This is a genomic window from Candidatus Andeanibacterium sp., assembly GCF_057143545.1.
This window is the reverse complement of sequence record NZ_DBNHSF010000079.1, coordinates 1-13,327: the sequence shown is the minus strand read 5'-3', so window position 1 is coordinate 13,327 and position 13,327 is coordinate 1. Positions and strand designations below refer to the sequence as shown.

The following is a 13,327-nucleotide window of genomic DNA, read 5'->3' as shown; positions in this document are numbered from 1 at the left end:
GCGATCGGCCTGCTCGACGAGCACCCGGCGCTGGACGAGCACCAGCCGCTCGGCAAGGCGCTGGCATTCTGGAACGATATCGACGGCGCTGGCTCGCTTGCGCGGGACGGCGCGATCGCGCAGCTCGGCCTCGCGGACCTGCTCGAGGTACCGGTGCGGTTCCTCTCCACCGGCCAGCGCAAGCGCGCCGCGCTCGCGCGGCTGGTCGGCCAGCAGGCCCCGCTATGGCTGCTGGACGAACCGCTGAACGGCCTCGACAAGGATGCCGTGGCGCTCGCCCAGTCGCTGGTCTCCAATCATTGCGCAGCAGGCGGAATCGCCCTGATCGCTTCGCACCAGGGTTTCGAGCTTGCCGGGCTGCGCCGGATCGAACTCGCGGATTACGCCGAGTGAGCGCGCTCATGGCAATTTTCCGGCGCGACCTGGCGCTGCTCATGCCGGGCGGGAAGCGCGGCGGCACGCTGCTGCCGCTGCTGTTCTTCCTCAGCGTCGCGATGGTCTATCCCTTCGCAATCGGCCCCGACGCGCCGTTGCTGGCCAGGACCGGCGGCGGCATGTTGTGGGTCGCGGCGCTGCTGGCAGCGATCCTGCCGCTCGACCGGCTGGTCGCGCCCGATCTCGAACAGGGCTTCTTCGACCAATGGGCGCTGCGCGGAATTTCCGAGGAAGCGGTGATCGCGCTGCGCATCCTCGCCCATTGGCTGAGCTTCGGCCCGCTGCTAATGCTGGCCGCGATTCCCGCCTCGGCGCTGGTCGGGATCGACCCGGAAACGCTCTGGAAACTGGAACTGGGGCTGCTGGCCGGCACGCCGGGGCTCGCCGCGATCGGGGTGACCATCGCGGCGCTAACGGCGTCATTGCGAGGCGGCGCGGCGCTGGCGGGCCTGTTGCTGGTGCCGCTGGCGGTGCCGATCCTGGTGTTCGGCGCGGGGACACTTTCGACGGGCGGCGACGGGGGATTGGCCCTCACTGCCGCGCTCAGCCTGGCGCTCCTGGCGATTGCCCCGTTCGCTGGCGGGGCGGCGGTACGGGCTGCACGCGACCATTGAAATCGTGAGATAATCCAGCTCCCGCGGCGAGGCTGGAAAAATATGTATTCACATTCACTTTTTGTTAGTCGAGTGGCGTCATTGTGACCATGGAATAACAAGACGAGTCCATCGGGGAGCACCGGATGTCAAACCTGGCATACGCACTGGATCACGAATTCGAGAGCCGCAAGAGCGGATTCGATCGTCGGTGCCACAGGCGCAGGGATGTCGATCTCAACAGCCTGGCATACCGCAGGCCGAGCTATCATGCCTCGGTCAGGCTGGTCGACCTCTCAACCAGCGGCTGCCGCCTGCTCGACCACAAGAGGGAATTCGTGGCCGGAGACTATCTCACCTTCTCGCTCGACGGGATCGTGGTTGTCGAAGGCGTCGTGCGCTGGACGCAGGACGCGAGATGCGGGGTGGAATTCCTCTCCCCCATCCCGCACCTGCTGGTCGAATCGCTCGGCTGACCGGATGCCCCCGGCTCAGTAGGGCGGGCAGTCGAGGCCCTTCGGGCTTTTCGTGAAGATCTCGCAGCCGGTCTCGGTAATCCCGATCGAATGTTCGAACTGCGCCGATAGCGAACGGTCGCGGGTCACCGCGGTCCAGCCGTCATCGAGCAATTTCGCGCCCGGCTTGCCGATATTGATCATCGGTTCGATGGTGAAGAACATCCCCGGCCTGAGCTCGGGGCCCGTTCCCGCGCGCGCCGCGTGGATCACTTCGGGCGCATCGTGGAACAGCCGCCCGAGCCCGTGGCCGCAGAATTCCCGGACCACGCCATAGCGGTGCTTTTCGGCATGGGCCTGGATTGCCGCGCCGATATCGCCCAGCCGGTTGCCGGGCTTGGCCTGTTCGATCCCCAGCATCAGGCATTCATAAGTCACTTCGACCAGCCGCTTGGCCTTCAGGGGAGCCTCGCCGGCAATGTACATCCGGCTGGTGTCGCCGTGCCAGCCGTCGAGCAGCGGGGTCACATCGATATTGAGGATATCGCCTTCGCGGATCGCCTTGTCGCCGGGAATGCCGTGGCAGATGACATTGTTGAGCGAGATGCAGCAGCTATGCGCATAGCCGCGATAGCCCATGGTCGCGGGCACCGCGCCGCCATCGAGCGTCATCTGGCGCACCGCATCGTCGAGCTCGCCGGTGGTAACCCCGGGCTGGACCATCGGCACCAGCGCATCGAGTATCTCCGCCGCCAGCCGCCCGGCCTTGCGCATCCCGGCAAAGCCTTCGGGCCCGTGCAGCTTGATCGTGCCGTCGCGCAGCACGGTGTCGCCATCTTCAACCAGTTGATATTGCGTCATGCCGCGCCATGTAGCGATGAAGGAGCCAAATTGCGAGCCATTCGCCAATAGGGCTCGCGAAAACCCTCCTTTTTGGGCAGAGGAAGGCGCATGAGCGACAAAGATGCACTGATCCGGCCCGACAGGGGGCAGAAGGCGATCGATATCCACCTGGTCGAGAAGGCCGGGTTCGAAGCCTGGCTCAAGGGTCTCTCCGGTCCGCAGCGGGCGGCGGTCGAAGCGCAGAAGTTCAGGGGTGCCGCCGGCGAGAGCGCGATCGTCCCCGATGGCGCCAGGGATTCTGGAGACTGGTTCGCTGCCGCCGGGGTGGCCAAGCCGGGCGAGCTTTCAAGCTGGTGCCTTGCCCCGCTGGCCGGAAGGCTGCCAGCCGGCACCTATCGCCTCGCCCAGGGCGACGCAGCCAAGGCGATGCTTGGCTGGCAATGTGCCCAATATGTGTTCGATCGCTACAAGGGCGAGAAGGACGAAGAAGGTGAGCGGGTCCTGCTCTCGAAGGAGGTCAAGGCGATCGACGCGGCGGTGGCCGAAGCGCGCGCGACCTTCATGGTCCGCGACCTTGTCAACACGCCGGCCGAGGATATGGGGCCGTCGGCGATCGAGGCCGAGGCCGAAGCGCTGGCGAAAGCCCATGGCGCGACGATCAAGGTCACCAAGGGCGACCGCCTGGAAGGCGAATTCCCGATGGTCCATGCGGTCGGCCGGGCCGCCAGCCGCCACCATGCCCCGCGCATGATCGAACTCACCTGGGGGAGCGAAAAATCCCCGCTCGTCGCCTTGGTCGGCAAGGGCGTGTGCTTCGACAGCGGCGGGCTCGACATCAAGACCGCCAAGGGCATGGAACTGATGAAGAAGGACATGGGCGGCGCCGCGCATGCCCTGGCGCTGGCCGGCCTGGTGATGGGTTCGGGCCTCAAGGTCCGGCTCCAGCTGCTGGTTCCGGCGGTCGAGAACGCGATTTCCGGCAACGCCTTCCGCCCCGGCGACGTGCTCAAATCGCGCAAGGGGCTGTCGGTCGAGATCGGCAACACCGATGCCGAAGGACGGCTGATCCTGGCCGACGCGCTCGCCCTCGCTTCTGAGGCAAAGCCGGACCTGGTGGTCGATTTCGCAACCCTCACCGGAGCTGCCCGGGTCGCGCTGGGGCCCGATCTTCCCGCCCTGTTCGCGCGCCAGGACGAGACCGCGCGGGCGCTGGTCGAGTGCGGCAAGGCGGTCGACGACGAAGTCTGGCCGCTGCCGCTCTACGATGGCTATCGCGAGTATCTCAAATCCGACATCGCCGATCTCAACAATGCCGGCGGCAACGGGTTCGCCGGGGCCAGCGTCGCGGCGCTGTTCCTCGACCGGTTCGTCGGTGCCAGCGAAGACGGTACGCCTCTCGACTGGGTCCATTTCGACACCTACGCTTGGCGCCCGGCTTCCAAGCCGGGACGGCCCAAGGGCGGCGACGCGCTGGGATTGCGCGCGACCTGGGCGATGCTGCAAAATCGTTACAGTTGAGGAAGAATTTGCCGCTAACCTTGCCCCTATGGTGAGCGCCGTCTAGGCGCGCCCTCAATTCGGGCTGCTGGCCATATGAATGTATTCGGTTGGAATGACGTGACAAAGGGCAATGACAATCCGGGCGCGGCGGCTGTGCCGCCCGGCCCGTTCGCCCTTGGCGGTCCGGTCGGCAAGCCCGATCCGAGGCGCGTCCCGCTGCGCGGGGACATCGCCCATATCGGCCTCGCCGGGCGCTATTTCGTGCCGCATTACGTCGTCCCGCTGCAGCGTATGGCCGGCGACATGGGCGCGACCATCCATGCCGGGCCGAGCGACGAATCCGACGTGATCGAAGGGCTCGCCCCCGGCCAGCGCTTCGACGTGCTCGACACCTCTCGCGAATGGGCCTGGGGCTGCGTCTCACTCGAAGGGCCGGTCGGCTATGTCCGGCTGAGCGAGTTGCTGGACCCGTTTGCATGACCCATTCGGTGTTCATCGATGGCGGGGCCGGCACGACCGGGCTCGAAATCGCCGACCGGCTGGCCGGGCGGGGCGAATTCGAGCTCGTCGTGCTCGACGAGGCGCGGCGCAAGGATCCGGCGGCAAGGCGCAAGGCGCTGAACGAGGCCGATTTCGCGATCCTGTGCCTGCCCGACGACGCCGCGCGCGAAGCGGTCGGCCTGATCGATCCGGCGAGCAGGGTGCGGGTCATCGATGCCTCGAGTGCGCATCGCGTGACCGAGGGCTGGACCTACGGTTTTCCCGAAGTGGTCGGGCGCGAAGCAGTCGCCAATGCCATGCGGGTCTCCAATCCCGGCTGCTATTCGACCGGCTTCATCGCGCTGATCGCGCCGCTCGTGCGCGCCGAACTGCTGCCGGCCGACTGGCCCTATTGCTGCAATGCCGTCTCGGGCTATTCGGGCGGCGGCAAGGCGCTTATCAAGCGGTTCGAGGACGATCGCGACATTGCCTGGCGCGGCTATGCGCTGGCGCTTGGCCACAAGCATGTGCCCGAAATGCAGGCGCGCTGCGGGCTCGCGCTGCCGCCGCTGTTCACCCCGGCGGTGATCCCGGCGCATCGCGGGATGGTGACCGAAGTGCCGCTGCCGCTTTCGGCCATGCCGGGCGCGGCCAATCCCGACCGGCTGCGCGACATGCTGGCGAGCTTTTACGGCGACAGCCCGATCGTGACGATGGGCGAGGCTCCGGCCGACGGCGAATTGCTGCTCCGCCGGTCGCAGGCGCCGACCGACCGCATGGAGCTGTTCGTGTTCGGCAATGCCGATGCCTCGCAGGCCCGCCTCGTCGCGTGGCTCGACAATCTCGGCAAAGGGGCCAGCGGCGCGGCCGTGCAATCGCTCAACCTGATGGCCGGCCTGCCCGAAACCGCGGGATTGAGGCTCTAGGCGCGAATCTTTGCCTAAATTTCAGGCATTCTCCTGCCTCAAATTTGCCCATCGCGCGGGGAGCGGACCGGCCATTTCGCATCGGCCAAGCCATTGGCAATGAATCGAAACTTGCGATTCCGTGCTTTCCCGCGGCCTGTGGATAATCTAATCCCCTCCGCACGAACCTTGGCGCGATTCTCCGGGAATGTGGCACGATTCTTGAAGGAGACGATGTCGGGGATTCCTTGCGAAACCCCGGCCTGCCTGTCCTTAAGGTGCCGGATTGATTGATACAGGGGTCTGTGACCAAGTGAAAAAGATCGAAGCAATCATCAAGCCCTTCAAGCTCGACGAGGTGAAGGAAGCGCTGCACGAAGTGGGCGTTTCCGGCATCACCGTGGTCGAAGCCAAGGGCTTTGGCCGGCAGAAGGGCCACACCGAACTCTATCGCGGCGCCGAATATGTCGTCGATTTCCTGCCCAAGGTTAAGCTCGACGTGGTCGTTTCCGACGACATGGCCGAGCGGGTGGTGGAGGCGATTGCCTCCGCCGCGCAGACCGGGCGGATCGGCGATGGCAAGATCTTCGTGACCACGGTCGATTCCGTCCTGCGGATCCGTACCGGTGAACGCGACGATGCGGCCATTTGAGGGGACTGCGGGTTAGGGGGCGGACCCGCCCGGCTTTCCGGCCGAGCAGGATCAATCCAGGTAATTCAAGGCTATTGGAGGAATAAGAATAATGGCCAGTGCAAAAGAAATCGCCAAGCGGATCAAGGACGAGGAGATCGAATGGGTCGATCTGCGCTTCACCGATCCGAAGGGCAAGTGGCAGCACCTTTCCATGTGCGCCGCGGTGATCGACGAGGACGCGCTCGAAGAAGGTCTGATGTTCGACGGTTCCTCGATCGAGGGCTGGAAGACAATCAACGAATCCGACATGATCCTCAAGCCGGACTGCGATTCGGTCTTCATCGATCCGTTCTCGGCCACTCCGATGCTGGTGGTGAATTGCGACATCGTCGAGCCGTCGGACGGCCAGCTTTACGGCCGCGATCCGCGCTCGACCGCCAAGCGCGCCGAGGCCTATCTCAAATCGACCGGCATCGGCGACACCGTCTATGTCGGGCCCGAACCCGAATTCTTCGTGTTCGACGATGTGAGGTTCTACGACGGGTATAACGGGTCGGGCTTCAAGATCGACGACATCGAACTGCCGGGCAATACCGGCAGGGATTACGAATCCGGCAATCTCGGCCACCGCCCGCGCGCCAAGGGCGGCTATTTCCCGGTCCCGCCGGTCGACAGCATGATGGATGTGCGCGGCGAAATGGTCGCCACGATGATGGAAATGGGCCTGCCGATGGACAAGCACCATCACGAGGTGGCCGCTGCCCAGCACGAGCTTGGCCTGACCTTCGGCACGCTGGTGCAGACTGCGGACCGGGTCCAGGTTTACAAATATGTCGTGCAGCAGGTCGCCCATGCCTATGGCAAGACCGCGACCTTCATGCCCAAGCCGATCAAGGAAGATAACGGCTCGGGCATGCACACCCACATGTCGATCTGGAAAGACGGCAAGCCGACCTTCGCGGGCGATGGTTACGCCGGCCTGTCGGACACCTGCCTCTATTACATTGGCGGCGTGATCAAGCATGCCAAGGCGCTCAACGCCCTGACCAACCCGACCACCAACAGCTACAAGCGCCTGGTGCCGGGCTTCGAAGCTCCGGTCCTGCTGGCCTATTCGGCCCGCAAACGTTCGGCCTCCTGCCGTATTCCCTACGGCTCGGGCGCCAAGTCGCGCCGCGTGGAATTCCGTTTCCCCGATCCGCTCGCCAATCCGTATCTCGCTTTCGCCGGGCTGCTGATGGCGGGGATCGACGGGATCCAAAACAAGATCCACCCGGGCGAGGCGATGGACAAGAACCTTTACGACCTGCCGCCGGCAGAGCTCGCCGAGGTTCCGACCGTGTGCGGCTCGCTGCGCGAGGCGCTCGAAGCGCTCGAGGCGGACCACGAGTTCCTGCTCAAGGGCGACGTCTTCACCAAGGACCAGCTCGATGCCTATGCCGAGCTCAAATGGGCCGACGTTATGCGGTTCGAAACCACGCCGAGCCCGGTCGAATACGACATGTATTACAGCAGCTGATTTTGGGGATTGGCGTCGGTCAAGATTGGAATGGCCCTTCCCACTGGGGAGGGAGGACCACCCAACTACTTCAGGTTCTGGCGTTGAACGAAATGGGGCGTCCGGGAAACCGGGCGCCCCTTTTCTCTCGCAGTGATCGAACGCCTCAGCCGGTCTGGCGCAGCAGCTTGCCGTCTCCGCGCCACACCCGCGGCGGATGCCCCAGCCGCCCGGCGGCATGGTCGAGCGCGGCCGGGTAGACTTCATTGAACAGCCGGGCGAAGGTCCGGTCCCAGCTGTAGCGGTCGGCCACGAAATTGCGCGCGGCGAGGCCCATCGCGCGGTGATCGCCCTGCCAGACGCGCTCGACATTGCGGGCCATGGCTTCCACATCGTCGACCGGACCGAGCAGGCCGAGCCCCGGCGGGACGCGCGCCGGCATCGCCCCCGATGCAACCCCGACCACCGGCAGCCCGCTCGCCTGCGCCTCGACCACCGACACCCCGAAAGTCTCGTCGGCCATCGCCGAGACGTATATATCCGCCGACGCCAATGCGACCGCCAGGGTCTCGCGATTCTCGACGAAGCCCGGGAATGCGATCGGCAGGCCCCTGGCTTCCTCCTCGAGCTGCGCGCGCAGCTTGCCATCGCCGAGCATCACCAGTCCGGCGCCCAGTTCGGGCGGCAGATGGCGCATCATCTCGATCAGCCGGTCGGCGCGCTTTTCGTTGTCGATCCGCCCGGCATAGACCAGCAGCGGACCATCGCCCGGCAGGCCCATCCGCGCGCGGAACTGCGGATCGGCCTTGGCCGGATCGAAAATGGCGGTATCGACCCCGAGGTCGAGGATGTCGGTCCGGTCGATCCCGCGGGTGCCCAACATCTTCCGTGCGTCTTCGCCCAACGTGTAGACCCGGTCGAACTCGCGATAGGTGATCTCGGCATAGCCCAGGATCAGCCACTTGGCGGCCCTGGCCACGGTCGTGCCAAACTTGTCCTTCGCCACCCGATAGACATGGGCATTGGGAAAGTCGGTCCGGTATCCGGCGACCAGCGCGGTTTCGGGATAGGCCCGCCGATGGTTGATCGCGGTCCAGGGCAGGACCCAAGGGCAGAGGCTCTCGATCAGGTCCGGGCGGTAATGGCCGAGCACTTCATGGACCTTCTTGGTCCGCATGATGAAGCGGTAGTTGGGGCTTCCGCGCACTGTGTCGGCGCCGATTTCGACCCAGATGTGGCGGCCGTTCTCGACCACCTTGTCTTCCGGGCCCGGAACGATCTGGAGCAGGCGATGATTGGTCCGCGCGAGCAGGTAATCGCGCTTTTCCCTGAGATAGGTGCTGATGCCGCCACCGCCGCGCGGCGAATAGCTCTGGGTCAGGTCACAGATGAGCAAACGCTCGTCGTTAATTTGCATGTCTGCCTACCGTCGCGCCAATATTTTCCTAGCCTGCCCGACAGGCGCTGAGGGGATTGGCTTTGCCTTCTTCCAGTTGGTCCATTGGATGACAAGTGTGCATCCCGCGTTTTGCCCCGCCGAATCCCGACCCTAAACCATTGGGCGCCAACCTCCGAAGAGGATGATTCCCTTGGCGTTTTCCTGGACCGCCAAAGCCATCGACCGGCCTGGGGTTCAACGCCTTCATTCTTATCGTGCCGCCTTTTGCATTGCTGCGTGGCAGGAATATGGCGCGTCGAAATCCGACTGCAACCCAATGCCGGAATCGCTCCGACAAAAATTGCAACTTGCAACCTAGGTGTGGCTTTTCGGCACGGTCCGGCAACCCGCCCCGCGACTGTGCAAAGCAGTTGCGACAGGCTTGTGGCGGTAACCTCGCGCCAATAGTCCTTGCCCCATGCTCCGCACCCTGCTTCTCGCTTCGGCTTGCCTGATCGTCGCCGCGTGCAACAGCGGCTCCTCGCCCACTCCCGCACCGACCCCAACGCCCACGCCAACCCCGACGCCCACACCCACGCCAACCCCGACGCCCACGCCGACGCCAACTCCCACGCCCACTCCGGGCAATTCACCGCCAGCATTCACTTCGCCCATGTCGGTCAGCCTGGTCGAGAACGGCACGCTGGCCTACCAGGCAAGCGCCAGCGATCCCGACGGCCAGGCCCTGAGCTATTCGATCGCCGGTGGCGCGGATTCTGCGCTGTTCTCGATCACCAGCGGCGGCGCGCTCAGCATGGCGATCAGCCCCAATTTCGATCGGCCGCAGGATTCGAACGGCAATAACAGCTACCTCGTGAACCTGCGGGTGAGCGACGGCAGCCTGACCGACACGCTCAACCTCACCGTCAACGTCACCAACAGCAAGGAAGGGATTTCCGTCCGCCGGGTGGTCTCGGGGCTCAACCAGCCGATCGACATTTCCGCCATCCCGGGCGACGACATGTTGCTGGTCGCGACCAAGACCGGGCCGGTCTACGAGCTCAATCCGGCCAACGGCGCGACGACCCAGATCCTCTCGGTCAGCAGCATCGGCACGGCAGGCGAAGGCGGCGTGCTGGGCCTGGCCCCGGCGGCGGATTACGGCTCGACCGGGCGGCTCTATGTCTTTGCCACTTCTGCCGACCGGACGATCGAGATCAGGCAATATCTCGGGGTCGGCCAGGGCGCCCCGCCGACCGCCTACGATGTGCTGTTGTCCATTCCCCATCCGACCTACGACAATCATTTCGGCGGATGGATGGCGATCGGTCCAGACGGGCATCTCTATGTCGGGACCGGCGATGGCGGCGGCGCGGGCGATCCCGGCAACAACGCGCAGGATACGTCGTCGCGGCTCGGCAAGATTCTGCGGATCGATGTCAGTACGACCACGCCCTATGCATCGCCCGCCGCGGGCAATCCCTTTATCGGCGGCGCGGGCGACGATTACATTTTCGCGTTGGGCCTGAGGAACCCGTTTCGCAACGGCTTTTTCGGCACCACGCTGATCATCGGCGATGTCGGGCAGGACGCGCGCGAAGAGATCGACGCGCTTTCGATCGCTTCGGGAGCAGGTGCCAATTTTGGCTGGCCGTTCAAGGAAGGAACGCTCGATTATCGCGGTGGCGGGCCGGCCGGGCTGGTCGCCCCGCGCACCGAATATGGCCAGGGCAGCGGCCCTTACCAGGGCGCCTCGGTGATCGGCGGCTATGTCTATGACGGGCCGATCGCCTCGCTCCAGGATTTCTATATCTTCGGCGACTACATCTCGGACAATATCTGGGCGATGCGGCGCACGACCTTGCTCGGCGGGGGGACGGTCGCGATTACCCAGGCCGAGAACAAGAACGCCGATTTTGCGCCCAATGCGGGGTCGATCAACCAGCTGGTCGGGTTCGGCCTCGATAATGACGGCAATCTCTGGATCGTCGATATCGACGGCGAGATCTTTATCGTGGAACCTGCCTAGGCGGACCGAGATACCGCCCGCCGGTCGGCTCCGGACCGATCCCAATCCGCTGGACCACGACATTGTCGTCGATCCGCCAGAGCTTGAGGACATGCTCGCCCGCCGTGACCTCGCCGAGATCGGCGATCAGGACATGGGCGTTGTCCTTCACCGCCACTTCCCAGTCGCGCTTGTCCTGTGTGTCGGCGGGATCGTTGGTCGGTTCGAGCGTGGACTTCAGGATCTCTACCGGGCCATCGTCGAGCGAGACCCCGACGCGCAACCCGCCCTCGTCCTGCGTGTCGAGCGTCGGAGACAGATAGAGCGCGACCCTGGTCGGGCCGCCTTCCAGCTCGACCCGGAACTCCATCCGCACACCGTCCTCAATCAAGGTCGCAGGCCGCCCCTGCGGGTAGGAGATCAACGCTCCCGCCGTGCGACCGAGATCGGGCACGAAAGTCCAGCCGGGACCGTCCGGGCCGGCGCGGACCCCCATGTCCATTTCCAGTCCGGCATTGGTGGGCGAGCTTGTACCCGGGACCATTTCCCCGATCGTCGCGGCCAATTCCTCGACGGTCAGGTCCGTTTCGATCCGCTCGACCGCCGGCATGACGTCTTCGTCGGGATCGTCCCAGCTGGTGTAACCGATATGGGTCTGGTTGATCATCCCGTCCCACTTGCCGTCGAGGATCGCGTGATAGGCATCGGTCAACTGCCGGTCGAATGCGAAGCTGGCTTCGGCGATGTCCGCGAACAGGTTGGCCCGCGCATCGCCCCTGGCGGCCAGCGCACGGTTCCAGGCGACCGAGCGGTACATACGGTAGAGGTTCTCGAGCGCCAGCACCGGATGGGCGACCAGCTCGAAATAGGCCGCGCCGTAAGCGGGCTCGATTTCGCCGCCGAGTTCCTGCGCGCGCCGCGCAAGATCGAACCATTCCTCGCTCAACTCATCGAATTCGCCCATCACCTGCTTGCCGTCGACCAGTTCCCCGATCGCGAAGCTGCCGGGGTCGATCAGCTCGGGCTTGCGGCGGGCGGCCAGCCTCGAATAATCCGTGACCAGGCGCGCGATCTCGCCGGCATGGTCCGGTCCGAAGGTCCGTTCCGCCCAGTTCTCGGTCCAGCCGCTCACAGCGTCGAGCGTCATCGCCTCGGGGTCCCAGGCCTGTTCCATGAAGAAGCTCAAGGGAATTTCCATCGGCTTGATGTCGCCGACATTGACGATCCACAGGTCCCGCGCTCCGCGTTGCCAGGCGAGGTCCATCTGCTGCCAGACTTTTGCTACCTGGTTGTAGTTGAGCCATTTGTAGCTCCTCGGCCCGCCGACATAGTCGAAATGGTAATAGACCCCGTAGCCGCCCTTGCGCGGCGCGGCGCCGGCCGGCGGCAGGCGGCGGACCTGGCCCCAGTTGTCGTCGGCGAACAGCAGGATCACGTCGTCGGGCACCCGCATGCCCTGGTCGTAATAATCCTGCACTTCCTTGTAGAGCGCCCACACCTGCGGGGTCTGATCGGCGGGCTTGCCGGTGACGTCCGCGATAATTGCGCGCTGGTCGGCGACGATCTGTTCGAGCAGCGGGATCGCGGTCTCCTCGCTCATCGCCTCGTCGCCGTCGCCGCGCATGCCGATCGTGACGACCGACTCGCCGCCGCTGGCGACGAAACGCTCCATCCCGTCGCGCCAGAATTGCCGCAGGACCTCGGGATTGGTCGCGTAATTCCAGTCGCCCGAGGCCTTGCCTGCTTCCTTCGCGCGGTCCCATTCGACATGTGCGCGGGTCAGTGGTTCGTGATGGCTGGTGCCGAGCACCACCCCCATATTGGCGGCCAGTGCAAGGCTCCTGGGATCGTCTTCGGCGATCGACTTGCCCCACATGGCGGGCCAGATGTAATTGCCCTTGAGGCGCAGCAGCAATTCGAAGACATGCTCGTACATCGCCGAATTGACGCCGCCGAAGCGCTTCCTCGCCCAGCCCGACAGCGCCGGGTCCTCGTCATTGATGAAGAAGCCGCGATAGCGCACGCCAGGCCGGTCATTCCGTGAACCGGAAGTGAGGTAGAGATCGTCCCGGCTCTCGACCGGAACATCGGCCCACCAGTACCACGGCGAGACCCCGATCCGTTCGGACAGGTCGTAGGTGCCGTAGATCGCGCCGCGGCGGTCGGACCCGGCGATCACCAGCGCCCGTTCCACCCCGACGAGCGGATTGTCGACCACCTGCTGGACAAAGGCCTCCCAATGGCCGCCGATGCCCGAAACGTCGACCAGCCCGCGCGCGACCAGGCCATCGACCAGCGGGCTTTCCCCCAGCACCCCGATAATGACGACCGCGCCGGCAACTTCGGTTGCGTCGGCCAGCAGGAGCGCATCCCGACCAGAAACCCGCCCGAGGTCCCTCGCCAGGTCCGTGGCCACCCGCATGATGGCCGGATCGGCATCGGGATCGATCAGTACAGCGGCGGGCTCGCCGTTGGCGATCAGCGCCAGGCTGTCTTCGCCGCCCGTCCGGCAAACCGCGACTTCCCCATCGCAGGCAAGAGCCGGCGACGACGCCAGCACCAGCAACACTCCGATTATCGCAAAAAGCTGTCGCATGG

12 protein-coding genes are annotated in these 13,327 nt (G+C 65.1%); 9 read left to right on the top strand and 3 right to left on the bottom strand.

What is annotated here, in order from left to right; genetic code table 11:
* From AC16XC_RS05105 to AC16XC_RS05095, 3 genes are all read left to right on the top strand, one after another.
* The coding region (locus tag AC16XC_RS05105; RefSeq protein WP_484033566.1) for an ABC transporter ATP-binding protein at positions 1–393 on the top strand (393 nt) is incomplete at its 5' end.
* 8 nt (positions 394–401) lie between these two features.
* The gene (locus AC16XC_RS05100) at positions 402–1,049 is read left to right on the top strand and encodes a heme exporter protein CcmB (protein WP_484033565.1); all 648 of its coding nucleotides are present in this window, start codon (positions 402–404) and stop codon (positions 1,047–1,049) included.
* A 125-nt stretch (positions 1,050–1,174) separates the two neighbouring features.
* Entirely contained in the window at positions 1,175–1,504 is a 330-nt protein-coding gene (locus tag AC16XC_RS05095; RefSeq protein WP_484033564.1) for a PilZ domain-containing protein, read from the top strand.
* A gap of 15 nt (positions 1,505–1,519) precedes the next feature.
* On the opposite strand, the gene map is transcribed toward AC16XC_RS05095, so the two are convergent.
* Positions 1,520–2,344 (bottom strand): type I methionyl aminopeptidase, encoded by an 825-nt coding sequence (map, locus tag AC16XC_RS05090; protein WP_484033563.1) that lies wholly within the window; start codon positions 2,342–2,344, stop codon positions 1,520–1,522.
* A 90-nt stretch (positions 2,345–2,434) separates the two neighbouring features.
* On the opposite strand from map, the gene AC16XC_RS05085 reads away from it, so the two are divergent.
* The 5 genes from AC16XC_RS05085 to glnA all read left to right on the top strand — a co-directional run bounded on the left by AC16XC_RS05085 (position 2,435) and on the right by glnA (position 7,364).
* Positions 2,435–3,844, top strand: coding sequence for a leucyl aminopeptidase family protein (locus AC16XC_RS05085; protein ID WP_484033562.1), 1,410 nt, complete (start codon positions 2,435–2,437; stop codon positions 3,842–3,844).
* A 99-nt stretch (positions 3,845–3,943) separates the two neighbouring features.
* Positions 3,944–4,306, top strand: coding sequence for a hypothetical protein (locus tag AC16XC_RS05080; RefSeq protein ID WP_484033561.1), 363 nt, complete (start codon positions 3,944–3,946; stop codon positions 4,304–4,306).
* Complete coding sequence (gene argC / locus AC16XC_RS05075) at positions 4,303–5,232, top strand: N-acetyl-gamma-glutamyl-phosphate reductase (RefSeq protein WP_484033560.1); 930 nt, start codon at positions 4,303–4,305, stop codon at positions 5,230–5,232. The genes AC16XC_RS05080 and argC overlap by 4 nt, the downstream gene beginning before the upstream one ends.
* A 292-nt stretch (positions 5,233–5,524) precedes the next feature.
* Positions 5,525–5,863, top strand: coding sequence for a P-II family nitrogen regulator (locus tag AC16XC_RS05070; protein WP_484033559.1), 339 nt, complete (start codon positions 5,525–5,527; stop codon positions 5,861–5,863).
* Positions 5,864–5,954: 91 nt separating this feature from the next.
* Positions 5,955–7,364: a type I glutamate--ammonia ligase gene (glnA, locus tag AC16XC_RS05065; RefSeq protein ID WP_484033558.1), complete on the top strand. Its 1,410-nt coding sequence runs from the start codon at positions 5,955–5,957 to the stop codon at positions 7,362–7,364.
* Between the two features lie 145 nt (positions 7,365–7,509).
* On the opposite strand, the gene AC16XC_RS05060 is transcribed toward glnA, so the two are convergent.
* Positions 7,510–8,760 carry a glycosyltransferase gene (locus AC16XC_RS05060; protein WP_484033557.1) on the bottom strand — a complete coding sequence of 417 codons (1,251 nt, stop codon included), beginning with the start codon at positions 8,758–8,760 and terminating at the stop codon, positions 7,510–7,512.
* A gap of 439 nt (positions 8,761–9,199) precedes the next feature.
* On the opposite strand from AC16XC_RS05060, the gene AC16XC_RS05055 reads away from it, so the two are divergent.
* On the top strand, positions 9,200–10,750 hold the full coding sequence (locus AC16XC_RS05055) for a PQQ-dependent sugar dehydrogenase (RefSeq protein ID WP_484033556.1): 1,551 nt from the start codon (positions 9,200–9,202) through the stop codon (positions 10,748–10,750).
* On the opposite strand, the gene AC16XC_RS05050 is transcribed toward AC16XC_RS05055, so the two are convergent.
* The coding region (locus AC16XC_RS05050) for a glycosyl hydrolase 115 family protein (protein ID WP_484033555.1) at positions 10,731–13,327 on the bottom strand (2,597 nt) is incomplete at its 5' end. The two genes, AC16XC_RS05055 and AC16XC_RS05050, sit on opposite strands and share 20 nt — an antisense overlap.